At 70.0% G+C, this 22,256-nt stretch carries 26 protein-coding genes; 15 read left to right on the forward strand and 11 right to left on the reverse strand.

Annotated elements, in window-relative coordinates; all coding sequences use genetic code 11:
- Positions 1-49 precede the first annotated feature (49 nt).
- A complete protein-coding gene (locus ACFUN8_RS09025; protein WP_383633734.1) occupies positions 50-685 on the reverse strand; it encodes a TetR/AcrR family transcriptional regulator in 636 nt (211 codons plus the stop codon).
- A gap of 111 nt (positions 686-796) precedes the next feature.
- Here ACFUN8_RS09025 and ACFUN8_RS09030 point away from each other — a divergent pair, with 111 nt between their 5' ends.
- The 3 genes from ACFUN8_RS09030 to ACFUN8_RS09040 all read left to right on the forward strand — a co-directional run bounded on the left by ACFUN8_RS09030 (position 797) and on the right by ACFUN8_RS09040 (position 3,111).
- On the forward strand, positions 797-1,537 hold the full coding sequence (locus ACFUN8_RS09030) for an SDR family NAD(P)-dependent oxidoreductase (RefSeq protein WP_383633736.1): 741 nt from the start codon (positions 797-799) through the stop codon (positions 1,535-1,537).
- Positions 1,538-1,645: 108 nt separating this feature from the next.
- The gene (locus ACFUN8_RS09035; RefSeq protein ID WP_383633738.1) at positions 1,646-2,065 is read left to right on the forward strand and encodes a VOC family protein; all 420 of its coding nucleotides are present in this window, start codon (positions 1,646-1,648) and stop codon (positions 2,063-2,065) included.
- Positions 2,066-2,235: 170 nt separating this feature from the next.
- A complete protein-coding gene (locus tag ACFUN8_RS09040) occupies positions 2,236-3,111 on the forward strand; it encodes an NAD(P)-dependent oxidoreductase (protein WP_383633740.1) in 876 nt (291 codons plus the stop codon).
- 96 nt (positions 3,112-3,207) lie between these two features.
- Here the strand turns inward: ACFUN8_RS09040 and ACFUN8_RS09045 are convergent, their stop codons facing one another.
- Positions 3,208-3,591 (reverse strand): hypothetical protein, encoded by a 384-nt coding sequence (locus tag ACFUN8_RS09045; protein ID WP_383633742.1) that lies wholly within the window; start codon positions 3,589-3,591, stop codon positions 3,208-3,210.
- 254 nt (positions 3,592-3,845) lie between these two features.
- Between ACFUN8_RS09045 and ACFUN8_RS09050 the strand changes: the two genes are divergently transcribed.
- The 3 genes from ACFUN8_RS09050 to ACFUN8_RS09060 all read left to right on the forward strand — a co-directional run bounded on the left by ACFUN8_RS09050 (position 3,846) and on the right by ACFUN8_RS09060 (position 5,101).
- Complete coding sequence (locus tag ACFUN8_RS09050; protein WP_383633744.1) at positions 3,846-3,995, forward strand: hypothetical protein; 150 nt, start codon at positions 3,846-3,848, stop codon at positions 3,993-3,995.
- Positions 3,996-4,010: 15 nt separating this feature from the next.
- On the forward strand, positions 4,011-4,391 hold the full coding sequence (locus ACFUN8_RS09055) for an Imm1 family immunity protein (protein WP_383633817.1): 381 nt from the start codon (positions 4,011-4,013) through the stop codon (positions 4,389-4,391).
- A gap of 122 nt (positions 4,392-4,513) precedes the next feature.
- Positions 4,514-5,101 (forward strand): DUF1772 domain-containing protein, encoded by a 588-nt coding sequence (locus ACFUN8_RS09060; RefSeq protein WP_383633746.1) that lies wholly within the window; start codon positions 4,514-4,516, stop codon positions 5,099-5,101.
- 103 nt (positions 5,102-5,204) lie between these two features.
- Here ACFUN8_RS09060 and ACFUN8_RS09065 read toward each other — a convergent pair whose 3' ends face one another.
- On the reverse strand, positions 5,205-6,221 hold the full coding sequence (locus ACFUN8_RS09065; protein ID WP_383633748.1) for an aldo/keto reductase: 1,017 nt from the start codon (positions 6,219-6,221) through the stop codon (positions 5,205-5,207).
- Between the two features lie 143 nt (positions 6,222-6,364).
- On the opposite strand from ACFUN8_RS09065, the gene ACFUN8_RS09070 reads away from it, so the two are divergent.
- Positions 6,365-7,192, forward strand: coding sequence for a helix-turn-helix transcriptional regulator (locus ACFUN8_RS09070; RefSeq protein ID WP_383633750.1), 828 nt, complete (start codon positions 6,365-6,367; stop codon positions 7,190-7,192).
- A 186-nt stretch (positions 7,193-7,378) separates the two neighbouring features.
- Here the strand turns inward: ACFUN8_RS09070 and ACFUN8_RS09075 are convergent, their stop codons facing one another.
- On the reverse strand, positions 7,379-8,356 hold the full coding sequence (locus tag ACFUN8_RS09075; RefSeq protein ID WP_383633752.1) for a S41 family peptidase: 978 nt from the start codon (positions 8,354-8,356) through the stop codon (positions 7,379-7,381).
- Between the two features lie 57 nt (positions 8,357-8,413).
- On the opposite strand from ACFUN8_RS09075, the gene ACFUN8_RS09080 reads away from it, so the two are divergent.
- On the forward strand, positions 8,414-8,959 hold the full coding sequence (locus tag ACFUN8_RS09080) for an ArsR/SmtB family transcription factor (protein ID WP_383633754.1): 546 nt from the start codon (positions 8,414-8,416) through the stop codon (positions 8,957-8,959).
- Positions 8,960-9,035: 76 nt separating this feature from the next.
- Here ACFUN8_RS09080 and ACFUN8_RS09085 read toward each other — a convergent pair whose 3' ends face one another.
- The 3 genes from ACFUN8_RS09085 to ACFUN8_RS09095 all read right to left on the reverse strand — a co-directional run bounded on the left by ACFUN8_RS09085 (position 9,036) and on the right by ACFUN8_RS09095 (position 10,886).
- Positions 9,036-9,227, reverse strand: a complete 192-nt coding sequence (locus ACFUN8_RS09085) for a hypothetical protein (protein ID WP_383633756.1) — start codon at positions 9,225-9,227, stop codon at positions 9,036-9,038.
- Positions 9,228-9,625: 398 nt separating this feature from the next.
- A complete protein-coding gene (locus ACFUN8_RS09090) occupies positions 9,626-10,114 on the reverse strand; it encodes an ester cyclase (RefSeq protein WP_383633758.1) in 489 nt (162 codons plus the stop codon).
- Between the two features lie 25 nt (positions 10,115-10,139).
- Entirely contained in the window at positions 10,140-10,886 is a 747-nt protein-coding gene (locus tag ACFUN8_RS09095) for an SDR family oxidoreductase (RefSeq protein WP_383633760.1), read from the reverse strand.
- Between the two features lie 95 nt (positions 10,887-10,981).
- Between ACFUN8_RS09095 and ACFUN8_RS09100 the strand changes: the two genes are divergently transcribed.
- A complete protein-coding gene (locus tag ACFUN8_RS09100; protein WP_383633762.1) occupies positions 10,982-11,614 on the forward strand; it encodes a TetR/AcrR family transcriptional regulator in 633 nt (210 codons plus the stop codon).
- Between the two features lie 96 nt (positions 11,615-11,710).
- On the opposite strand, the gene ACFUN8_RS09105 is transcribed toward ACFUN8_RS09100, so the two are convergent.
- The gene (locus ACFUN8_RS09105; protein ID WP_383633764.1) at positions 11,711-12,886 is read right to left on the reverse strand and encodes an alpha/beta hydrolase fold domain-containing protein; all 1,176 of its coding nucleotides are present in this window, start codon (positions 12,884-12,886) and stop codon (positions 11,711-11,713) included.
- Positions 12,887-13,458: 572 nt separating this feature from the next.
- On the opposite strand from ACFUN8_RS09105, the gene ACFUN8_RS09110 reads away from it, so the two are divergent.
- Entirely contained in the window at positions 13,459-14,085 is a 627-nt protein-coding gene (locus ACFUN8_RS09110; RefSeq protein ID WP_383633766.1) for a TetR/AcrR family transcriptional regulator, read from the forward strand.
- Positions 14,086-14,375: 290 nt separating this feature from the next.
- On the opposite strand, the gene ACFUN8_RS09115 is transcribed toward ACFUN8_RS09110, so the two are convergent.
- Positions 14,376-15,128: an SDR family NAD(P)-dependent oxidoreductase gene (locus tag ACFUN8_RS09115; protein WP_383633768.1), complete on the reverse strand. Its 753-nt coding sequence runs from the start codon at positions 15,126-15,128 to the stop codon at positions 14,376-14,378.
- Between the two features lie 143 nt (positions 15,129-15,271).
- Between ACFUN8_RS09115 and ACFUN8_RS09120 the strand changes: the two genes are divergently transcribed.
- Positions 15,272-16,354, forward strand: coding sequence for an AraC family transcriptional regulator (locus tag ACFUN8_RS09120; protein ID WP_383633770.1), 1,083 nt, complete (start codon positions 15,272-15,274; stop codon positions 16,352-16,354).
- 164 nt (positions 16,355-16,518) lie between these two features.
- Here the strand turns inward: ACFUN8_RS09120 and ACFUN8_RS09125 are convergent, their stop codons facing one another.
- Entirely contained in the window at positions 16,519-16,956 is a 438-nt protein-coding gene (locus ACFUN8_RS09125) for a MarR family winged helix-turn-helix transcriptional regulator (RefSeq protein ID WP_383633772.1), read from the reverse strand.
- Between the two features lie 327 nt (positions 16,957-17,283).
- On the opposite strand from ACFUN8_RS09125, the gene ACFUN8_RS09130 reads away from it, so the two are divergent.
- Complete coding sequence (locus ACFUN8_RS09130) at positions 17,284-18,255, forward strand: aldo/keto reductase (protein WP_383633774.1); 972 nt, start codon at positions 17,284-17,286, stop codon at positions 18,253-18,255.
- Between the two features lie 183 nt (positions 18,256-18,438).
- Positions 18,439-19,545, forward strand: a complete 1,107-nt coding sequence (locus ACFUN8_RS09135) for a Gfo/Idh/MocA family protein (RefSeq protein WP_383633776.1) — start codon at positions 18,439-18,441, stop codon at positions 19,543-19,545.
- 265 nt (positions 19,546-19,810) lie between these two features.
- Here the strand turns inward: ACFUN8_RS09135 and ACFUN8_RS09140 are convergent, their stop codons facing one another.
- Positions 19,811-20,605, reverse strand: a complete 795-nt coding sequence (locus ACFUN8_RS09140) for a helix-turn-helix domain-containing protein (RefSeq protein WP_383633778.1) — start codon at positions 20,603-20,605, stop codon at positions 19,811-19,813.
- A 175-nt stretch (positions 20,606-20,780) separates the two neighbouring features.
- Between ACFUN8_RS09140 and ACFUN8_RS09145 the strand changes: the two genes are divergently transcribed.
- On the forward strand, positions 20,781-21,707 hold the full coding sequence (locus ACFUN8_RS09145) for an SDR family NAD(P)-dependent oxidoreductase (RefSeq protein ID WP_383633780.1): 927 nt from the start codon (positions 20,781-20,783) through the stop codon (positions 21,705-21,707).
- Between the two features lie 105 nt (positions 21,708-21,812).
- Complete coding sequence (locus tag ACFUN8_RS09150) at positions 21,813-22,253, forward strand: hypothetical protein (RefSeq protein ID WP_383633782.1); 441 nt, start codon at positions 21,813-21,815, stop codon at positions 22,251-22,253.
- Positions 22,254-22,256: the final 3 nt, after the last annotated feature.

Here is a 22,256-nt window from a genome sequence, read left to right on the forward strand (position 1 = left end):
CAGCCGGCCTGCGGTGATCTCCACGGCGCCGGCCGGGTCCTCGGAGGTTTCATCCCCGCCCGGCCGGGCGGGTGTTCGCGGGCTCCCGGACCAGGAGCGGCCATGCCGCCAGCGCCGAACGCACCGCCGATTGCAGGTTCACCGGGTGTACGCCGTCCCGCGCTTCGACGGACAGCCCGTGGAGCACCGTGGCGTAGAAGGCCGCGACCCCGGCCACTTCCGTACCGGCGGGCAGTTCGCCGTCGCGCGCAGCCCGGCGTAGGCGTTCCTCCAGCGCCGTGACGGTGTCGCGCCTGCGCCGGGCCAGCGAGTCGCCGACGGATCTGTTGCGTGTGCTGCAGTTGGTCGCGGCGAGGACGATCATGCAGCCGCTGGGGGTGTCCGGGTCGGCGAAGGCGTCGATGTTCCCCCGGAGCATGGCCTCGACGGCGTCCCGCGCGGTCGGCGCCTCGCGCAGCGCGCGGTCGGTGGCGGAGCCGACGGTGGTGCCGTACAGCTCGACGGCCTCTTGGAACAGCTGCTCCTTCGAGCCGAACGCGCCGTACAGGCTGGTCGCGTTGATGCCCATGGCGTCGGTGAGGTCGGTCAGCTTGGTGCCTTCGTAGCCGAACTCCCAGAACACCTCCATCGCGCGCCGCAGTGCCACGGCGCGGTCGAACGTGCGCGGTCTGCCCCGCTCCGCCATCTCTTCTCCTCCGTCCGCCCCTCCACGGAGGGGAGTTGACCGGTGCGTGTGCTGCCTGTTACCTATTTACGCAGCATTCACTACGTAATTCAAACCCAGGGGGAACCGAGCATGCCTCAGCTCATCGGCAGAACCGCACTGGTGACCGGAGGGAGCCGCGGGATCGGAGCGGCGATCGCCGAACGTCTGGCCCGGGAGGGCGCCGATGTCGCCCTCACCTATCTGAACGCCGCCGACCGGGCGCACGAGGTGGTCAAATCGGTCGAGGCGGCGGGGCGCAGAGGACTCGCGGTCCAGGCGGACAGCGGGGATCCCGAGGCCGTCGTGGCGGCGGTCGAGCGTACGGCCGCCGAGTTCGGCTCCATCGACATACTCGTCAACAACGCGGGCGTCTTCCCGTACGGCCCCTTCCAGGACGTGCCCCTCGCGGAGATCGACCGCACGCTCGCCGTCCACATACGCGGGGTCTTCGTCGCCACGCAGGCGGCCGTACGGCACATGGGCCGCGGCGGCAGGGTCATCAGCGTCGGCAGCTGCTGGTCCGACCGCGTCCCCGTGCCCGGCGTGACGCTCTACGCGATGAGCAAGTCGGCCCTCAACGGCTTCACCAAAGGTCTCGCCCACGATCTCGCACCGCTCGGGATCACCGCCAACATCGTCGACCCCGGCCCCACCGTCACCGACATGAACCCCGCCGGGACACCCGAGATCGAAGAGGAACGGCTGCGGACAGCCACCAAGACCCTCGGCACGGCCACCGACACAGCCGCCGCGGTCGCCTACCTCGCGGGCCCCGACACCGGATGGATCACCGGCACGTCCCTCGCCGTCGACGGCGGCTACACCGCCTGATCCGCCGACCGGCGCCCAACTCGCCTTGCGGCGTAGGGGTGTTGCGACCACATCCCCGCCGCTCCCCCAGGAGCCGCCCGGCGGTGGTTGCACTACGGTTGGCTGATCATGCCCGACCTCTTCGGAATCAACCATCTGACCCTGTCCACGACCCACCTCGACCGACTCGTCACGTACTACACCGAGTTACTCGGAGCGACGCTCGCGTTCGAGCGCGCCGCGACCCCCACCGATCCCCGGTTCGCGGTCGTCGGTGTCGGCGGGGACGACCACCTGATGATCGTCGAAACCACGACCGCCCCCACCACCGATCTCGACCCCCTCAGCAGGGCGGGATGGGGGCTACGCGTGGGAACGCACGCACAACTCCGCGAGGTTCGCGACCAGATCCTGGCCGCCGGCTGGCCCGCCGGCCAGATCGAAACGCTGCCCACGCAGTGGACGATGACTGCCCGCGATCCCGACGGACGCCCGGTGGACGTCCGCGCCCACCGCCCCCGCCCCGGCTCACCACCGCCCGCCGGCTGACGGCACCCCCGCCCGTCGGCGGTCGGTCCGGAGCCCGTGGAGTGGTCGGGGTCGACGTCGTGGGCCGCGCACCAGTGGGTAACTACGCACTTTTTTGTGCGTACTTGTGAGACATCCGGACCGCCACGAAGGTGAAGGGGACGTATCCGACCGCACGTACAGGAGCACCCGTGGGCAACACAGCAGTCTCGGTCATCGGTCTCGGCGAGATGGGACGGGCGCTGGCCGACGCTCTGATCACCGCGGGGCACCCCACGACCGTTTGGAACCGCAGCGCGGCCAAGGCCGACGAATTGGTGGCACGTGGCGCCGTGCGAGCCGCGACGGTCGAGGAGGCGGTTCTCGCCGGTCCGCTGACGCTTCTCTGTCTGCTGGACTACGACGTCACGGACACGCTTCTCCGGCCTGTGGCCGGTGCCTTGCGCGGCCGGACCCTGGTCAGTCTCACCAACGGCACTCCCGCCCAGGCCCGGCGGACGGAAGCCTGGGCCGTCGCTCAGGGTGCCGCCTACCTGGACGGCGGGATCATGGCGATTCCGTCGACCGTCGCGACCCCGCAGGCGTTCATCCTCTACAGCGGTCAGAAGCGGCACTTCGAGGCGCACAAGGAGTCCTTGGAGGTCCTGGGCGCGGCCAAGTACCTGGGTGCCGACGCGGGCGTCGCCGCGCTGTACGACCTGGCACTGCTGAGCGCGATGGATTACATGTTCGAGGGCTTCTTCCACTCGGTCGCGATGGCCACCTCCCACCAGGAGGGCACAGCGGCCGGTTTCACCGAGCTGCTGGTGCCCTGGCTGACGAACATGGCGCAGATAATGCCGGCGTTCGCCGCCGACGTGGACTCGGACGCGGAGCCGGTGGTCGCCCAGGGCCTCGACGTGGTGCTGACGGGCGCGCGCAACATGGCGCAGGCGTCACGGGACGCGGGGGTGCGCGCCGACCACTTCGAGCGCTCCGCGGCGGCGCTGGAGAAGCAGCTCGCCGAGGGGCTGACCACGTACACCGCTCCCAGAGCGGTGCGGGAACTCAGGACGACGTCCGACTGACGCAGCGCGCCGACGCTGCCGGGCCGACGGGGCGCTCCTCCCCGTCGGCCCCGGCGGACGGGCGAACTCCGCACCGCCACAGGGTAGTTGGCCATGTCATTCGCCGCGCCGCTCCCGTTTGCGGGGCGCCGTGCTCGGCGCCCTCTCCGCCGCGCTGATCCTCACCGCGACCCCGGCCTCACCCGCCCGCGAGGCCGAGGCCGAGGCGAGACAGGTGTCCGGTGCCGACACCAGCGATCCACGCGAGGGGTGGCGGCCCATCAGCGAGCGCGCCGCCGAGGCCGAGAACGACCGCGGCCCGCTGGACAAGCTCTTCAGCGACGACGGGGGCCACGCCGGCCGGAACGACGACAGGACGGTCGACCCGCGTCCCATCGCCCTCGACCGCGACCGCGACCGCGGCATCACGAACGCCGCCGCCCGCTGCGTGTGGCCGGCGAGGCCGAAGGCGTCCGGCTCACCGCGCCGCGCACCGCGCACGCGACCGGCGCCGACCTCGCGTGGAGCGCCTACCGCGGCGAGGGTCGGACGTACCACTACCTGGTCGCCGTACGCACCGAACAGGGCACTCTGCTGCGCGGCCCCTTCTCCGCACCAGCGCGGTCGGGGCCATCCTCCCGGAGGGCTCGGTGCTGAACGTGTGGTTCCAGAACGGGGCGGGCGGAATGACGAACGTACCGATGAGGGGGCGGGCCCGATGAGGGCGCGGTCCGCCGCGAGAGAGTTGGCCGCACGTGATCCTGAGCGTTTCGTACGGCCGTGCCTGGCACTACGCGCAGTCCTGGGACGAGATGTCCCGGCTGGTCGCGGCAGTCCTGGCCGGCCTGGCACCGGAGAGCCGGACGGGTCAGTGGTACGCGCCCGGCGAGGACGCCTGGTTCTGACTCGCCGACCGCCGGCTGGACGACCGGGACCCGGTGGGCGACAACCAGCTGTGCGTCGCGGTCAACGGGTCGACCGGGTACGGCGCCCTGGTCTGGGGCGTCACCGAGGACAGTTCCCGCGAGGGCGGCGCCTTCGACTCCGTCTGGGTGTCCGACAATCCGGGGCCACCGGACTCCGATCCACGAGTGGTCGCGGACCCGGGGGTCCCGTCGTTCCACGGTCCGGCCAGCGCACTGCCCGTCGCCCAAGTCCGCGCGGCGGTCGAGGAGTTCCGCCGCGCGGGCACGGGCGACCGCCCGGAGGGCGTGCGGTGGGTGCCGGGCCAGGTGAACGGGCAGCGCCTCGACCGGGAGCCCGTGACCGGCATCGTGGAGAACGCCGACCCGTTCGCGTAAAGCGGTGGGTGAGGGCCCCGTCGGCGCCGCCGGCGGGACCCGCACAGGCGGTAGACGTCGGCGTATGTGCCCGAGAGGCACGCGCATGGCTGTCTTCCGTGACGGCCGTTGTACTCGGAACCATGGCAGACAACACCTGGCACCGGCAGGGCACCCGGAACGGCGGCCTTCGAGCCGCGACGCTGATTCTCGCCGTCATGACGACCGGACTGATCGCGGGTGTCTTCGCGAGCTGGTCGAACGCGATCATGCCCGGCCTGGGCGAGGTCGACGACCGAACCTTCGTCGTGACCTTCCGGGCGCTCGACGAGGCGATCACCAATCCCGTGTTTCTCGGTGGATTCACGCTCGCGCCGCTGCTCATCGGGCTGTCGGCGGTACTTCACCGGCGCACGGGGCAGCGGACGGTGCCGGGTTGGCTCGGCGCGGCGCTGGTGTTCTACCTGGTGGCGGTCGTGATCACGTTCGCCGTCAATGAACCCCTCAACGGGGACTTCAGGATGGCACCGGCGCCCGACAGCGGCGCGGAGTTCGCCGCGGCGCGTGCCCAGCTCGACGAAGCGAGGTGGGCGGCCTGGAACACCGCCAGGGCCGTGACGTCGACGATCGCGTTCGGCTGCCTCGTCCGGGCATCGGTCATTCGTGGGCGGCTCGACCGGACCGACGGCCGACGCGTGGCGAGTGAGGCCGGAGGCCGGCTCCACACGTGAAGGAGCTGTTCACGGTGGAGCACGTACCGGAGCCCGGTGCGGCACGCACAACGGCGGCGCAGGCGCATGCGGGCTCCAGCGGCGGCGCAGGCGTGGGCGGGCCTCAACGGCGGCGCAGGCGTTTGTCGGTGATCGGCGGCGTGGGGTCGATGTAGAAGTCGCCGGGATTCACGTCGACACCTGGCGGGACGATCTCGTCGACGCGGTCGAGGAGATCGCCGTCGAGTTCCACGTCGGCCGCGGCGAGCAGGTCCGTCAGTTGTTCGGGGCGACGCGGACCGATGAGTACCGCGGTGACCGCCGGATGGGCACGGACGAAAGCGGTGGCCAGATGGGGCAGCGGCAGGCCGGACTCGGCGGCCAGAGCGGTCAGTTCGCGTACGGCGTCGGCCTTGGCCCTTACACCGGGCTGGGTGAGATCGAACATCCTCGCCCCCGCGCCGGCGCTGCGGTGCCCGGTGGTGGGATCGGCGCGGCCCGAGAGCCAGCCGGAGTTGAGCGGGCCGAAGGTCAGCACGCCCATGCCGTAGCGCTGGGCGGTGGGCAGCACCCGGCTCTCCACACCGCGGGTGAGGATCGAGTACGGCGGCTGTTCGGTACGGAAACGGTGGTGGCCGCCGCGCTCGGCCGTCCACTGGGCCCGCACGATCTCCTCCGGGGCGAAGAACGAGCCGCCGACGGCACGGACCTTCCCGGCCCGGACCAGGTCCGACAGGACACCGAGGGTCTCGTCGATGTCGGTGTGCGGGTCCGGGCGGTGCATCTGGTACAGGTCGATGTGGTCGGTGTCCAGCCGGCGCAGGCTGTCCTCCACCGCGCGGCGGACCCAACGGGCCGAGCCGCCGCCCCGGTTGGGGTCCTCGCCCATCGCCAGCCCGAACTTGGTGGCCAGCACGATGTCGTCGCGACGGCCCTTCAGTGCCTTGCCCACGATCACCTCCGACTCGCCGCCGGAGTACACGTCGGCGGTGTCGACGAGGTTGATCCCGGCGTCCAGTGCCGTGTGGATCATGCGGACCGACTCGTCGTGGTCGGTGTTGCCCATCGCGCCGAACATCATCGTGCCGAGTGCGTATTCGCTCACCGACATGCCGGTGCCGCCGAGAATCCTGCGCTTCATCCGGGGTTCCTCCAGGTGCGTGCTTGCTTCCCACCAGACGAGCACCGCTCGTGGCCGGGGCGGGAGACCTGCTCCGACCGGGGGTCCGACAGACCCCCTTTGGCGCAGCTACTTCCCAGGTCACCCCGGTCTACGGTGGTGGCATGGCCCAGGAACCGAACAGCGACTTGCGGGACTTTCTCCGCTCGCGCCGCGCGAAGATCACCCCAGAGGAGGCGGGCCTGGCACCCCAGCCCGGCACCCGCCGCGTTCCGGGCCTACGGCGCGAGGAGGTCGCCCAGCTCGCCGGCGTCAGCGTCGACTACTACGTCCGCCTGGAGCGCGGACGCCATCTCAACGTCTCCGCGTCCGTCCTGGACGCCATCGCCCGCGCCCTGCGCCTCGACGGTCTGGAGCGCGACCACCTGTTCCGGATCGCCAGACCGGCCCGTACCCGTCCTCGCCCGCTGCCCCCGCAGCGCGTCCGCCCCGGTCTGCGACTGCTGCTCGACAGCCTCACCGACGTCCCCGCCCTCGTCTACGGCCGCCGCATGGACGTCCTGGCCGCGAACCCTCTCGCCCGCGCCCTGTACACGGACTTCGAGGCCCTGCCCGTCCGTGGCCGCAACATGGCCCGCCTGGTCTTCCTCGACGACCACTTCCGGAGCCTGTACGCCGATTGGGAGGACGCCGCCCGCGGCATCGTCGCCTCACTTCGCCTGTACGCGGGACGTCACCCGCACGACCCCGCGCTGGCCGAGCTCGTCGGCGAACTCTCCGTCCAGGACGCGGACTTCCGCCACTGGTGGGCCGCGCACGACGTGTTCCGGCGCACCCACGGCACCAAGCGCTTCCAACATCCGGTCGTCGGCGAACTCGTCCTGGGTTACGAGGCTTTCACCCCCGCCGACGACCCCGAGCAGACCCTGGGCGTCTCCACCGCCGAACCAGGGTCCCCCTCCGCGGAACGCCTGAAGTTGCTGGCCAGTTAATCCCGGTCCCCGCAGCCCCCGCAGCCCCCGGCGCCGGCCGCACCAGCCGCGCCGGCCGCAGAACCGGACGCCCCACGGTCCTGAGGCCGCCGGGACCGCGCCGAGCGGGGCCCGGATACCGGCGTTCGACCGTGAGACCCGCGAACCCCGTCGGCTGTCGCGGGTTCCAGCCGCTGCCGGAGTGGGTCAGCGGGCCAGTCGGGCGAGGGCCAGCGCGTGCGCCCGGTCGAGGGAGTCGGCGGCGGCGCAAGGGACGTCCGGCCGCACGCCGGTGCCCTCCCAGTTCGCGCCGGAGACGGGATTGACGGCGCGGCCGACGGGGACGGTGGCCTCCAAGTGCGGGTCCACGGTCCAGCCTTGGCACGGATGCGCGCCGCCGCGGGTGGGTTCGCCGACGACCTCGGCGCGACCGAGCTGCTGGAGGTCGTACGCCAGTTCCTCGGCGGCGGAGAAGGTGCTGCCACTGGACAGGACGTACAACGGCTTGCTGCCGCCGAAGCGCGCGCCGGGAACGTACGGCAGGCTCCAGGACTGCTCGCTGCGCTCGCCGTCGCGCCAGTACATGGTGTTGAGGTGGGTGCGCTCGTCCAGCAGATAGCCGCAGACGAAGGCGACCGTGTCCGGGTCGCCGCCCCGGTTGCCCCGGAGGTCCACGATCAGCGCCTGGGCGCGAGAGGCCAGGGTGAGCGCGGCGCTCAGCGGTTCGGCGGCCCACTCCAGCGGAAACAGCATCGGCGCCAGCTCCAGTACGGCGACGCCTCCGCCGAGCAGTTCCACGCGGGGCGCCCCGCCGAGCGAGGTGTCGAAGTCCCGGCGCATGGCGTCCAGGGTGGCCGCGCCCTTCTTCGGGGACACCGGGTCGGCGTGGTGCTTGAGTCTCAGGTGCCGGTCGCCGTTGACGGACTGCAGGTCCGCGGTGACCAGACGGGCGAGTTCCTCGGCGCCGTCGACGTCGTACGCGCCCTCGGCGAGGCGTCGTCGCAGCAGCCCGGCGAGCTGCTCGGCTATCTCGGGGAAGACGTAGTGCTCGGTCAGCAGCCGGACTGTCTCGTCGATGACAGTGGCGGGGTCGATGGAAGAGGCGGGGACGGGGGCGGAGGCGGGGACGGGGGCGGAGGCGGGGGCGGAGGCGGGGGCGGGCTGAAGCTTCGGCGGAGTTGTCATGACAGGGAGTAGAGCACCGGCCTTGCGAAAGCGTCAAAGACTTTAGACACTTTCGTTATGCGTGATCAGCCTTCCCACCCGCCGCCTCCTGAGGATGTCCTGGAGATCAGCGCGCCTGAGCAGTTCGCGGCCCTCGCCCACCCGTTGCGTCAGCGGCTGCTCTTCGCCCTGGGCCACCGACCTGCCACCAGCAGCCAACTCGCGGCCCAGCTCGACGCGAAGAAGGGCAACGTGGCCCACCACCTCAAAGTGCTCCGCGAGGCCGGGCTGGTCCACGTCACCGAGACCCGCCAGGTCCGCGGCGGCACCGAGCAGTACCACCAGCGCACCGCCCGCCACCTGGTCGTCGCCGAACCGCAAGCGGCAGGCACCGCCGCGATGTTGGCCGCGGTCGCCCAGGAACTGGACCTCTCCCCCGCCGAGACCCACCTGACCCTGCGCCACCTGCGCCTCAGCCCCTCGAAGGCGAGAGAACTCGGCGAGACCCTCGCCCAACTGGTCGACGAGGCGGAGGAAGCCGCGGAGGACCACCCCGTACACGGTGTGCTGGTGGCGCTCTACGAGCAGGCCCGGCCGACCGGCACCACCGGTTGCCCACAGTGATCTCGCACCGCCACCTCTCGGCGTCGCCGACCGCCGGGGGCCCACTTCACCCGTACGGCCGGGGCCCCTCACCGCCTCAGGACACCGGCGTCTTCGCGACTTGCGTCAGGAGCACCACGGCGAGTGTGCCGATGGCCATGCCGGTGACGACCATCGTCCGCGTATCGAACGGCGGCGTCATCGCCCGGCCCCCGGTGCCCCGAGCCACCATCCGGCCCTCGCCACCCGCGTCCAGCGCCAGCCCCGCCGACCCTGGCAGCAACGGCACCAACACCGCCGCACGCCGAAACTCCCCAGTCGGTCAAGTCGACGATCTTCGAACGCCGAACAGGCGGCTCGGATATGTCATCCCCGATGCCGATACCCGCCGACTGCTGTCACGACAGACTTGCAAGGAGCAACGAGCAAGAGCGGTCGGCGAGTCATGGTCCGGACTCGGCCCATCCCCACGGAGGCGTCCCGGTGAGCACCTCTCGCCACCAACTCGACCAGCGACACAACCGACCTTCTTCTGGGCAGAACTGACGGCCCTTCATGGCACCTACCTCCCGTGTTCGGGTGCATCACGCGTCGTGGTCGGCGACCCTTCGGGAACCTGCGGGCCCGCACGAGTGCGTGCGGCGCAGGCAAGCCGTTCTCCGAGACAGAGGGAGGCCGCCCCAGGAGTCAGCCGGCGAGCTGTCGCTCGACCGCCTGAGCGTCGATCAGATAGTTCATCTCGTAGAAACGCCCGTCGCGGACCTTGTGGAAGGCGTACTCGGCGTACTCGACCGTGACGCCGGTGGGGGTCACGCCGAACCACTCCTTCTCGGGCGTGCCCTTGTTGAACAGACGGGCTGCCACGCGGTCGTCCTCGATGGCGAGGTCCTGGACGCGCCAGGTGAAGTCCGGGACCGCGTCGCCGTGCCCCTCCAGCTCCGCGATGACGTCGTCCCGCGTGACCGGCCGGCCGTTCATGATCAGCTCGTCGTGAATGAATTCCGTCATGCGCTGAAACTCATGTGTGTTGAGTGCGTCGATGTAGCGCTGGAAGAATTCGCGCAGGTCGGTGTCGGACATGATGGCCTCTCTGTCGTCCCGGATCGGGTTGTGTACGCGGATGGTGCTGCCGTGCGAGGTCCTGTCGCGGGTCGCGACGTCGCCGTCGCCGATCACGCGACAGGCGGTGTCCGGGGTCTGGTCATATCTGGTTCTCGCCGCCGTCGACGTACAGGTTGGCTCCGAGGACGAAGCTGCTCTGCCCGGAAGCGAGGAATGCCACCACGTCGGCGACCTCGGCCGGGCTGCCGACCCGGCCCAGTGGGACGTTCGCGGCGAATTCGGACTTGGTGAAGGGCGTGTCTCCCGCGGTCGCGGCGTCGAGCGCGGGGGTGTCGATGGTGCCCGGGGAGATCGTGTTGACCCGGATTCCGCGGTCCTTCAGCTCGTTGGCCCAGGTGCGGGCGAAGGACCGTACCGCCGCCTTGGAGGCCGCGTACGTGCCGAACGCCGCGACACCGTCGTCGGCGCGCACCGAGGAGTTGAGGATCACTGACGCGCCGTCATTGAGCAGCGGCAGCGCCTTCTGCACGGTGAACAAGGTGCCCCGGACGTTGACGCCGAAGGTCTCGTCGAAGTGCTCCTCGGTGACCTGCTCCAGCGTGGCGAACGACGCGGTGGCGGCGTTCGCGAACAGCACGTCCAGCCCGCGTCCCCGGACGCGGACCGTGTCGTAGAGACGGTCCAGATCGGCCAGGTCGGAGATGTCGCCGACCACCGCCGTAGCCGCCGCCGGGCCGATGGTTTCGACGGCCGCGTCCAGCACGGTCTTGCGCCGGCCGGTGATGAACACGTGCGCGCCCTCGGCCGCCAGCCGAACGGCGGTGGCCAGGCCGATCCCGGTGCCGCCGCCGGTGACGACGGCGGTCTTGCCTTCGAGCTGTCCCATGACCGTGACCTCCACAGAGTTCGGTACCGATCGGTAACGAAAGAGACTGTAGCACCTTACGCACCGACCGGTACAGAAGAGGTACGATCGTTGGCATGGACACAGGACAGAAGGCACCGATCGGCCGGCCGAGGGGCTTCGACCCCGACGAGGCACTCGAACGCGCCATGCGGGTCTTCTGGGAACAGGGTTACGAAGGCGCCAGCCTCACCGACCTGACCAGCGCCATGGGCATCACCCGCACCAGCATGTACGCGGCTTTCGGCAACAAGGAGGAGCTGTTCCGCAAGGCTCTGGAGCGCTACGAGGAAGGCCCCGCCTCGTACGGGGTCACAGCCCTGCGGGAGCCGAGCGCCCGGCAGGTGGCCACCGCGTTCCTCGACGGCTCGGTCCGGGCGACCACCAGCTCGGGCTGCCCCGCCGGGTGCCTGGGTGTCCAGGGGTCCCTCGCCGCGGGTGACTCGGGAAGCGGCGCCCGCGACATCCTCGCCGCCTGGCGCGACGGGCACGTCTCCCTCCTCCGCGACCGGTTCCAACAAGCCGTGGACGAAGGCGACTTGCCCCCCGCCGCCGATCCTTACCTGCTCGCCCGCTACATCATGACCGTGGCCAACGGCATCGCCGTCCAGGCCGCCGGCGGCGCCACCCGCGAGGACCTCCAGCAGGTGGCCGGGATGGCCCTGCGAAGCTGGCCACCCGCCACGGGCCCGGATCAGCTGGACGGCTGAGCAGACGCCGGCGAGCGGGGGTTCAGGTCGGCGACCGTGAGGTCGTCGCGCACCGGGCTCACTTAAGCGCGTCCGGCGCTCAGCCCGCCGCAGACCTCATGACGAGAGGCCGGCAGCGAAGCGGTACACGCTCTGGACGGTCGCCTCGTACATGCCCGGGACAGCGGCCCGAAACATCAGATCGCCCGCGTGGCCCGTGCCGGCCACAGTCCGAGACGTGGACTCGACCCCGGCCTCGACGAGGGCGCGGTGGTAGGCCAGTCCTTCGTCACGCAGCGGGTCGAGCTCGTTGACGGAGATGGCATGCGGTGGCAGCCCGGCAAGGTCCTCGGCGGTCGCGTGGAGGGGCCAGCAAAGGGGATCGGTGGCGTGCTCGGCACCGGGATCGTAGACCTCGGCGAAGATGGCGGCGGCGTCGCAAGCCATGAGGTAGCCATCGTTCTCGACGAGCGACGGAAACGCCGCTTCGCGCTCCTCGGCGCTGCGGCCGTAGAGTCCGGAGATGCACGGGACCAGGGCATAGACGCCGTCAACGGCCGCAAGCCTTCCCTCGCGCTTGGCGCGGATCGCGCTGGCGAGCGCCAGGTTGCCCCCGCCCGACTCGCCCGCGACCGTGAGGGTGGATATCCCCAGTTCCTCACGGTGCTTGTGCACCCAGTCAATCGCTGTCGCGCAGTCGTCGAGGCCGGCCGGGAACGGGTGAGGGCCGAGTCGGCCACCGCCGTTGCGGAATTCGACGCCGACGACGACAAGACCGCTGGCCGCCAACTCATCGTGGAACCGTGCGTAGATGGGGCCCGAGCCCTGGAGCATCACCATGCCGCCCCCGTGCAGATAGACGATGCCGGGCAGTGGGCCGGAGGGAGCCGCAGGCCGCGACACGTACAACTGGATGTCGTTCCCGGCCGGACCGGAGATCGTCTCGGTGTGGTGGTCAAGGCCGGCGACCGGGTCCAGGTCGGCGACGAGCATGGCGAAGAGCTGCTCGGACCCGGCCTCCGCAGCCGTGACGAACTCAAGAAGTCGCTCCCGCGAGGCATCGGGGCCGAGCGGCGCAGGCACGGTGTCGTGATCCAGACCGAACCTTGCCAGTGCTTCCACCACCCGTGGATCGGTGCGCGGGTCGGTGCGCAGGTTAAGAGCATCGTCGCCCAGGCGTCCGGGCCGCTCAGTCACCTTCGTACTGTCCGATGTCGTCATCACGCCTTCTTTCACCGCCCACCCACGGCGGGCCGGTCTGGGGAACGGATCGATCTGGGTGTCGGTGCGCATGCCCGTCCGCCGCGGCGTCGCGGCCGCCAGGGCGGCCGGGTGATCCTTACCGGAGCGCTGAGGTTCAGGTCGAGCGCTCACCCACGCGTCGTCCGAGCCGTCGTCCGAGCCGTCGGGGGGCATCGGGGGCGTCGGGGGCGTCGGGGGCGTCGAACGATTCCTCGGACATGGACCCGTCACCGACGTTGTTGATCAGTACGTCAGGTCGGGAGTCGGTCGCGAAGCCGTTTCGACCGCTCGCCGCGGACTGTCGCTCTCCGAGAGATCGGCGAGTACGAACGCGGCCCCGGTGGCGGCGAGTTCGGGCGTACGGCGCCGGGCTACGGCGGCAACCGAAGCCCGCCCGGCGATAAAGACTTGGACGATCGCGAGGCCGATGCCCTTGCCTTGCCCTTGCCCTTGCCCGCACCGGTCACGAGAACTCGCTTGTCGGCAAGGCGCAGTTCCATGTCTCTCCTGCAGGATGCACTAGTGGCCCATAAATGAAACTTGACGGTATCAGATCACCTGCAAAATGATCCAGGCATGGATCATTTATGGTCGGTAGAGTGACCTCGGACATGGGAGGCGCAATGACAGACACCGGCCCCCCGCGACGGGTGCGGGCAGACGCGGAACGCAGCACAGCTCGAATCCTGGAGGCGGCCGAGGCCGTGCTCGCCGTTGACTCGACCGCTTCGCTGGAGCGGATCGCCGACGCGGCCGGGCTCACGCGAGTCACGATCCACCGCCGTTTCTCCTCCCGGAAAGCCCTCATCGATGCCTTGAGCGCGCGGCTCAACGAGCGATATCTGCTCGCGCTCAAGCAGGCGCGAGCGGAGACAGCGCCCCCGGTGGTCGCACTGCACCGCCTGACGGAGATCATTTTTGAGCTCAAGATCAGCCACCGGTTCACGATGGGCCTCAACTCGGACTCCCTGACGGGCAGGCCGCTGCTCAGCCGCGAGGCCGCGGACGGTCTCGACACGCTGTTCGCACGGCTGCACGCCGCCGGAGCGATCACTTCGGCCGACCCGGCATGGGGACGCCGGCTCTATCTGACCCTGCTGTGCGAGGTGGGCGAACTGCCCGAGGACGCGCCCAGCCTGCGTGGCGCGGCGAACGGGCAGTGGGACGAAGCGGGAGCCCGGACCGATCTGCTGGTATCCACGGTGATCGGCGCCCTCGGCGGACGGAACGGCCGCGCCACGGCCGAGTAGCGGACGGAACCGTCGAGCAACGGCGACGTGCTTCCCCGTCAGCGAAGCCCTTGCTCGCGCCCCTTCCTCGGCCAGAGCCCAGAACACGACCGAGCCCGATCCCCCGATCCACCGGCCCTCGGCGTCCTCACCTACCACGCCGCCGTCGCCCACGCCCTCACCCGGCCGAAGACCGCCCGCGTCGAGGCGGGCCGGACCGGCCCGCGGCTCCGGGAAGCCTCCCGGCGCCGTGAGGCCGGCCCAGCAGACGGTAGAGGCAGGTCCCCTCACCGTGGATACCTGATGCCCGCTCAGATCTGGTTCGCGCCACCGTCGACGTAGATGTTCGCGCCGACGACATAGCTGCTCTGTTCCGAGGCCAGGAAAGCCACGACCGCGGCGGCCTCCTCAGGCTGCCCTATGCGGCCCTTGGCCACGGTCGCGGCGACATTCTCCTTGACCGCCCGGGCCGTCTCCTCATCGCCGAAAACGGCGGTGCCCCCGGGAGTCTCGATCAACCCCGGCGAGACCACGTTGACCCGGATGCCGCGGTCCTTGAGCTCGCTGGACCACGTCCGCGCGAAGGACCGGACGGCCGCCTTCGACGCCGCGTACGCGCCGAACGCCTCTGCTCCACGGTCGCCGGCCGTCGAACCGACCAGGACGATCGAGGCGCCCTCGTTGAACAGAGGCAACGCCTTCTGCACGGTGAACAGCGTGCCTCGGACGTTGACCGCGAAGATCTGGTCGAAGTGCTCCTCGGTGGTCTGCTCCAGCGTCACGAACGCACCGACCGCCGCGTTCGCCACGAGCACGTCCACACCCTCGCCCCGGGCCCGGACCGCCTCGTAGAGCCGGTCCAGGTCCGCCGGCTTCGAGATGTCGCCGACGACCGCGGTGGCCCGTTCTGCTCCGATGGTCTTGACTGCGGCCTCCAGCTCGGACTCGCGTCGGCCGGTGACGAACACGTACGCGCCCTCGTCCGCCAGCCGTACGGCGGTGGCCAGACCGATACCGGTACTGCCCCCGGTGACCACCGACGTCTTCCCATCCAGCTGTCCCATGTGGGTGTCTCCATCACTCTCTCGATACCGATCCGTTCGATATCGATCCTGCGGGAGATCGGGGATACTATCCATGACGCAGAGTCCGTCATTCTTTACGTATCGTCCAGGAGGTGTCGTCGGTGCTCGGATTTGGAGATCCAGTGGCTGACGCGATCAGCCTGCTTCGGCCCCGTACGGTGGTCGGACCCAATCTCCGGGCCGCGGGAGAGTGGGCTCTGCGCTTCGACACGTTTCTTCACGTGCGGGTGGGAGGCCTCGTGCGCGGCACGTGCTGGTTGATTCTCGAAGGGCACGAGCCAGTGCTGCTGCGGGAGGGTGACACCTTCATGCTGGGCAACCCGCCGCCCTACGTGCTGGCCAGCGCGCTCGACGCGAGCCCGCGCCCGGCGGAGCCGGTGTGGGCGGGTGCCGAGGACGGATTCGCGCGGATCGGCTCGGAGTCCGAGGAGGACCTCTACCTCTGCGTCGGGCACATCGCGTTCGACGAGGAGAACGCGGCCCTTCTGACCAGTCTCCTGCCACCGCTCGTGATCGTCCGCGTGGCCGATCCTCATGGCGGGCGGCTCGCCCAGCTGACCGATCTCCTCGCCACCGAGGTCGGAGTCGCCGCCGCCGGCGGCCCGCTGGTGCAGAACCACCTCGCACAGATCCTGCTCGTGCACATGCTCCGTGCCCACGCCGGTCAGACCGACCGGCCCACCGGCTGGCTGGGCGCCCTGAACGAGGACGGCGTCGGTGCCGCCCTGCGCGCCGTGCACGCGGACGTGGCCCACTCCTGGACCCTCAAGGAGCTCGCCGAGATCAGCCACATGTCGCGTTCCGCGTTCGCCCACGCCTTCAAGAGCCATGTCGGGGTGCCGCCGTTGGAGTACCTGATCCAATGGCGCATCAGCCTCGCCCGCGACGCCCTCGCCCGCGACACTCTGTCGATCTCCGAACTCGCGCGCGCCACGGGCTACTTGTCCGAGAGTGCGTTCAGCACCGCGTTCCGCCGCGTCGTCGGCTCATCGCCCGCACAGTTCCGGAACCAGTCACGGCAGCCGCCGCGCTCGGCCGCGAACGGAAGCTCAAGGAAGCGCCCTGTGCTCAGCCGCGCCGTTCACGCCGGCGACGAGGACACCGGCACACCGCCCGCCGACACCAATGGCGGCGGCGACGCGGACACGCGTCATGAACGCGACTGCGGTACGAGCGGTGCCGCGGCGGGTGCCGACGGGGCGTAACCGGCGGGCGCCGCCCGCGAAATCGCGGGCCAGACGATCGCGGGCCAGCTGATCGGGGGCCAGTTGATCGGGGGCCTCGAACGCATCGGGGTCCCCCGCCCGTAGGGCGGTGACATGGGATGCGGCCCACCCCACAACCCGCCGCCGCCTGCGACGGCCCCGGCTCACGAACTCCCCGTGCCCGACGTCCCTGAGACCGGGTCGGGCTTTCCGCGCTTGATCGCCGCATCGACAGCGGCGCCGATACGGCGCAATGTCGCCAGCTCGTGCGGCTCCAGCTCGTCCATCAAGTACTCGCGGACCGCGGCGACATGTCCAGGCGCGGCGGCCACGACTTCGTCGAAGCCGGCGTCGGTCAGCGTCGCATTGGTGCGTCTGCCGGGGCCGGTGATCCGGGCTCGTACGAGCAGCCCACGCTTCTCCAGTCGGCCGACGACATGCGACAACCGTGAGAGCGACGCCGACGTGCGCGCCGCCAGATCGCTCATCTGGAGAGTGCGAGCCGGCTCCTCGGACAAGACCGAGAGCACCATGTACTCGAAGAACGTCAGTTCGGTCTCGCGCTGCATCCGTGCGTCCAGGGCGGCCGGCAAACTGATCATGATCGCTGAGTTGGCCAACCATGCCTCCCGTTCCTCGGGACTCAGCCATCGAGTCGTGGCAGGGGACCCGGTCGGCTCCGCCGCACCCGATGCTTCCGCGGCAGGCGCGGCCTTGCCGGTCTCCCACTCGCGCCGTGCCCGGCTGCGACGTCGCCCCTCATCGCCCGCTGTGCTGTCTGCCATGCGGCAACACTAACAGGAGTTGTTGACGCATCAAGTCGACTAGTGTAATTGTTGACGCATCAAGTTCATGAACAGCTCGCCCCCCATGGGCGCATGGGATGTACGCACCCCTGAATTGATCCAGAAAAGGACTGAGGACTACGGATGCAGGTCACGTCATTGGGCGGGCTCAAGGTCTCGCGTATCGGACTCGGAGCGATGGGTATGTCGGCGTTCTACACGGGCGCCGGACGTGAGGACGCCAAGTCGATCCGTACGATCCGTCGCGCGCTGGACCTCGGCGTCACGCACGTGGACACGGCGGAGGTGTACGGGCCGTACGTGAACGAGGAACTGGTGGGTCGCGCGATCAAGGGCCGCCGGGACGAGGTCGTACTCGCCACCAAGTTCGGCCTCGTCTCGCACACCGGCCGACCGGGTCCGGACGGCACCCCCGCCGGCATCCGAGCCGCCGTCGAGGGCTCGCTGCGGCGGCTCGGAACCGACCGCATCGACCTCTACTACCAGCACCGGATCGACCCCAGCACTCCCATCGAGGAGACCGTGGGAGCACTGGCCGCTCTGGTGGCGGCGGGCAAGGTACGCCACATCGGACTGTCGGAGGCGTCCGCGGCGACGATCCGCCGGGCCCATGCCGTCCATCCGTTGTCCGCCGTCCAGACCGAGTACTCGCTGTGGACTCGCGACCCCGAAGCGGACGTGCTGCCCACGCTGCGAGAGCTCGGAATCGGGCTGGTCCCCTACTCGCCGCTCGGACACGGCTTTCTCACCGGTGACATCCGCTCCCTCGACGGCCTGGACGCCTCCGACTGGCGGCGTACCAATCCCCGTTTCACCGGGGACAACCTCACGCGCAACCTGCGCATCGTCGATCAGGTGAGCGAGATCGCCGCCGACGTCGGAGCGACGCCCGCCCAGGTCGCTCTGGCCTGGCTGCTCGCGCAGGGGGAAGGCATCGCGCCCATTCCGGGTACGAAGCGTGTCGACCGGCTGGAGGAGAACAGCGCCGCCGACGGCATCCGGCTCACCGCCGGCCACCTCGCCCGTCTGAAGGATCTGACACCGGCGTCCGGCGCCCGCCACGCCGAGCCCGACATGGCCGTGATCGACCTTTAGAGAAGGCCCCGGGCGAACTTCGGAGAAGGCGCCGGGCGAAGAACTTCCCGCACACGGTCCACCGGCCGAGTCGTTGTGGCTCGGACCAGGTGCCGGTGGCAGGACCGGGCGCTCGCCCCTCCCAATGACGCAGACGCGACCCTCGCGGCACGGATCCGCCGTACCGCGATCGAAGACGAACGAATGGAGCTGGACATCGTGCGGAGCAAAGTGATCCGTGTCGGCATCATCGGAGCCGATACGAAAGCGAGTTGGGCGGGGGCATCCCACATTCCCGCGCTCGCGGCGCAGCCGCGGTTCTCCCTGGACGCGGTGGCGACCCGGCGCGAGGAGAGCGCACGTCGCGCCGCCGAGACCTTCGGTGCCAAGCGGTGGTTCGCGGATCCGTACGAGCTCATAGGCGACCCCTCGATCGACCTCGTCACCGTCGCGGTGAAGGTCCCGGCCCACCGCGAGCTGGTGCTCGCCGCTCTGGCGGCGAACAAGGCCGTGTACGCGGAATCCCCGCTGGGGACGACGGTGGCGGAGGCGGAGGAGATGGCCGACGCGGCCGGTTCGCTGCACACCGCGATCGGTCTGCAGGGCCGGCTCAATCCGTCGGTACGCCGCGCGGCGGAGATGATCGCGCAGGGGCGGCTGGGCCGGCTGCTCTCGGCGCGGGTCACCGCGACGACATTCGGGAACGGCCCGGAGTCGGTGAGTACTTACGAGTACTTCGACAAGGCGGAGGCGGGTGCCGGGTTCCTGACGATCGCGGCGGGCCATGTCCTGGATGTGATCGAGACGGTTCTCGGTGACATCACCGAGATCGACGCGCGCACGGAACTCCTCTGGCCGGAGGTCAAGCTGGTCGACACCGGCACGACGACCGTCCGAGAGGTCCCGGATCACCTCGACACCATCGTGAAGACCGCGTCGGGCGCCCCGGTGGGCGTGCAGATCCTGGCCGGCGTGCCCGTGCCGGACGCCCACTTCGGTATGGAGATCCGTGGATCGGACGGCTGGCTGAAACTGACCGGCAGTCACCCGGCGGGCGTTCAGGTCGGCGACCTCGTGCTGTCGTCGAGCGTGGACTTCACCCCGCCGGACAGCCCCGTCGCCACAGGTACGGGCCCGACCTCCGCCGAGATCTGGACGGGTGCGTCCATCAACGTGGGCGAGGTGTACGCCGGCCTTGCCCGCGACATCGCGAGCGGGACCCACCACACCCCGGGGTTCAAGCACGCCGCCCACAACAGCCGCCTGATCGCCCGAGTCGAACAGGCCGCTCGAACCGGCGTCCGACACTGACGGTACGGCGTCCCGCTTCACACTCCGGTCGGCACGGCTGACAGCGCCTTCCGGGCAGGTGAGCGACGCCGACAACATCTCGGCCGGGTGTCCGCAGTCCACGTTTGCGGACACCCGGCCCGACCGCCAGATGAATTCGCCCACTGCCCCCGCCCCCTTGGTGGACGCCGTGAGCCGGCCGCCGTCCCGGTCCGGGAGGCTGGACGCCACCTCGATGTCCAGCAGCCCGCGGAACAGGTCCTGGACGTGACCGCAGTTGGAGGGATCAGGTGCGGCGGGGGGTGAAGAGCATGACCCAGTGATCGTTCTCGGGGTCGTGCAGCATCTCGCTGTCGTACGCGAGCAGACCCCTCGTCGGATGGTTGACGCGCTTCATCGCCGACCTCCATGTTCCGATCTCTCCTCGGTCCCAGTGGCGACCGAACTCGGGACTGCTCGTCGACAACTCGCCAAACACAGAACGAAGTTGCTCATCGTCCGGGTAGAGACTGAGCGCTTTGCGAAGTTCGGCGGCGGCCACTCGGGCCAGCTGCTCCGCTCCCTCGTTCCCGAGCACCTCGCGGAGTCCCACCGACGTGAATGCCTGGTGGACGATGTTCTGGCCGTACGGTCCGTCGTCGAAAATGGGCCCGAGCAGCTCCGCCGCGGCAACGTTGAACGCCAGCATGTCGAGCCGGCCGTCGTGAATGGTGACCGGCATGGTGTCGTCCAGGCTGTTGAGCAGTTGCCGGAGTCCCGGTCGGATCTCCGCGGCTGGTGCCCGCGGCTGCGGAGGCCGCTCGTCGGCGAGTCGGAACAGGTGGTCCCGCTCGGCGTTCGAGAGCCGGAAGGCCCGCGCCAGTGCGGTGAGGATCTCCCGCGAGGGGCGGGAAGCGCGCCCCTGTTCGAGACGGGTGTAGTACTCGACCGAGATGCCCGCGACGTCGGCGAGCTCCTGGCGTCGCAGGCCCGGCACACGCCTGTGGGACAGAGAGGATGCCCCGGGGCGATCCCGCGGTGTCATTTCCGAGCGACGGTGGCGTAGATAGTCGCCCAGACCTGACCGCGCATCTCCCGCCATGACTTCATTGTCCCTCACCAGTGGCAGGCCCCGGGGACGGGTGCGTGGCCCTGCGGATACCAGGCTCGACGAAGTCTCCCTGATCATCGAGCACTTCGTCAGTGTCGAAGGCGACGGAGAACGCATACGTCGACGCAAACCCGTACTCCCCCGATCGCGCCCCGGAGGCACCCACATGACCGCAGCGAACCGAACCCTGATCATGACCGGGGCCACTCGGGGGATCGGCCTGGAAGCCGCGCGAGACATCCTCAGACGCAGCCCCGACACCCACCTTGTGGTTCTCGGGCGAGGCTCCTCCGCCGTCGAGGTGCTGCCGAGCCTGCGGGAAGTCTCTCCGCACGTCTCGACCGTCGAGATCGATCTGTCGAGCAAGGCGAGCGTCGCCGCCGCCGGCGCACAGTTGGAAGACCTTCTTGATTCCGGCGAGTTGCCTCCGCTGCGGGGACTCGTCTTCAACGCGGGTGTCCACCTCTCCAACGCGTTGCAGACCACGGTCGACGGATACGAGAGGACCTTTGCCGTGAACGTCATGTCCACCCATCAGCTTCTCAGGCAACTGCACCCTCACGTTCAGGCGCCGGCACGCATTGTCGTCACGGTCAGCGACGCGCACTTCGGTGATCTCCGGCACACCGGGGGGACCATGCCCGCACCCCGTTGGGCCATCCCGGAGATCTCCCGACCCGGGGCATTCGACCGCTCCGGGAATGTCCGGGCCGGCCGTCGTGCGTACGTGACGAGCAAACTCGGCGGCGTGCACCTGGTCCACGAATGGGCCCGCCGATTGCCCGACGGCATCGACATCGTCTCCTACAACCCCAGCCTCGTGGTCGGAACAGGGCTCGCGCGCGAAACCGGTGGAGCCTTTCCCTTCCTGATGAGCAAAGTCATCCCGCTGCTCACGGTCACACCCCTCGTGGACACCCCGGTCCCCGCGGGCAGGAAACTCGCCGACGCCGTCCTCGGCGTCACCCCCGCCGCGACCGGTGCTTACATCCACCGGAAGAAGGCCACGGCGTCCTCCACCGAGTCGTACGACGCGGACCGCGAACACGCCCTCTGGAACTGGCTGGAGCAAGTCCCGCCGACAACCACATGAACGGCCGGGATCCGCGACGGGCCGGCGCCGGAAGGATCGACGACCGAGCCCTCCTCCATGGCCCCTGATGCGCGGAGTGGCGGCCGGGCAGGCTACTTTGCTCGGATGAGTCTCCTGGATGATGTGGCCGAGCGCGACGGCTGGCGATGCTGGGTGTGCGACGAGGCGGTCGACCCCCACGAGTCGGTGAACGACCCGCGCGGGCCCAGCGTCGACAGCCGGACCGCCGACCGTAAGGCCAAGGTCGCCGAGCGGCTCGCGCACCGCGGATGCAACACCCGCAAGGGTGCGGTCAAGGTGGTCATCGCCTGGCCGGACCACCTGTACGTGGTCGAACCCGCGCCGCTGATCACCGTCGCCGGGAGGCTGGAGCGCAAGGGGGGCCGCGAGATGGTGTGCCGCTGTCCGACCATGCGGGACGCCCAAGAGGCGGCGGACTGGCTGGTGGACCGGTTCTCCCGACTGGTACCGGGACTGCCGGTGACCGCCGGCATCGAGCCGGGCGGCGGCCAGTTCCTCGTCACCCTGGCCACCGGCCGCCGCTGACGC

The sequence above is a fragment of the Streptomyces sp. NPDC057307 genome, assembly GCF_042667665.1.
GTDB lineage: Bacteria > Actinomycetota > Actinomycetes > Streptomycetales > Streptomycetaceae > Streptomyces.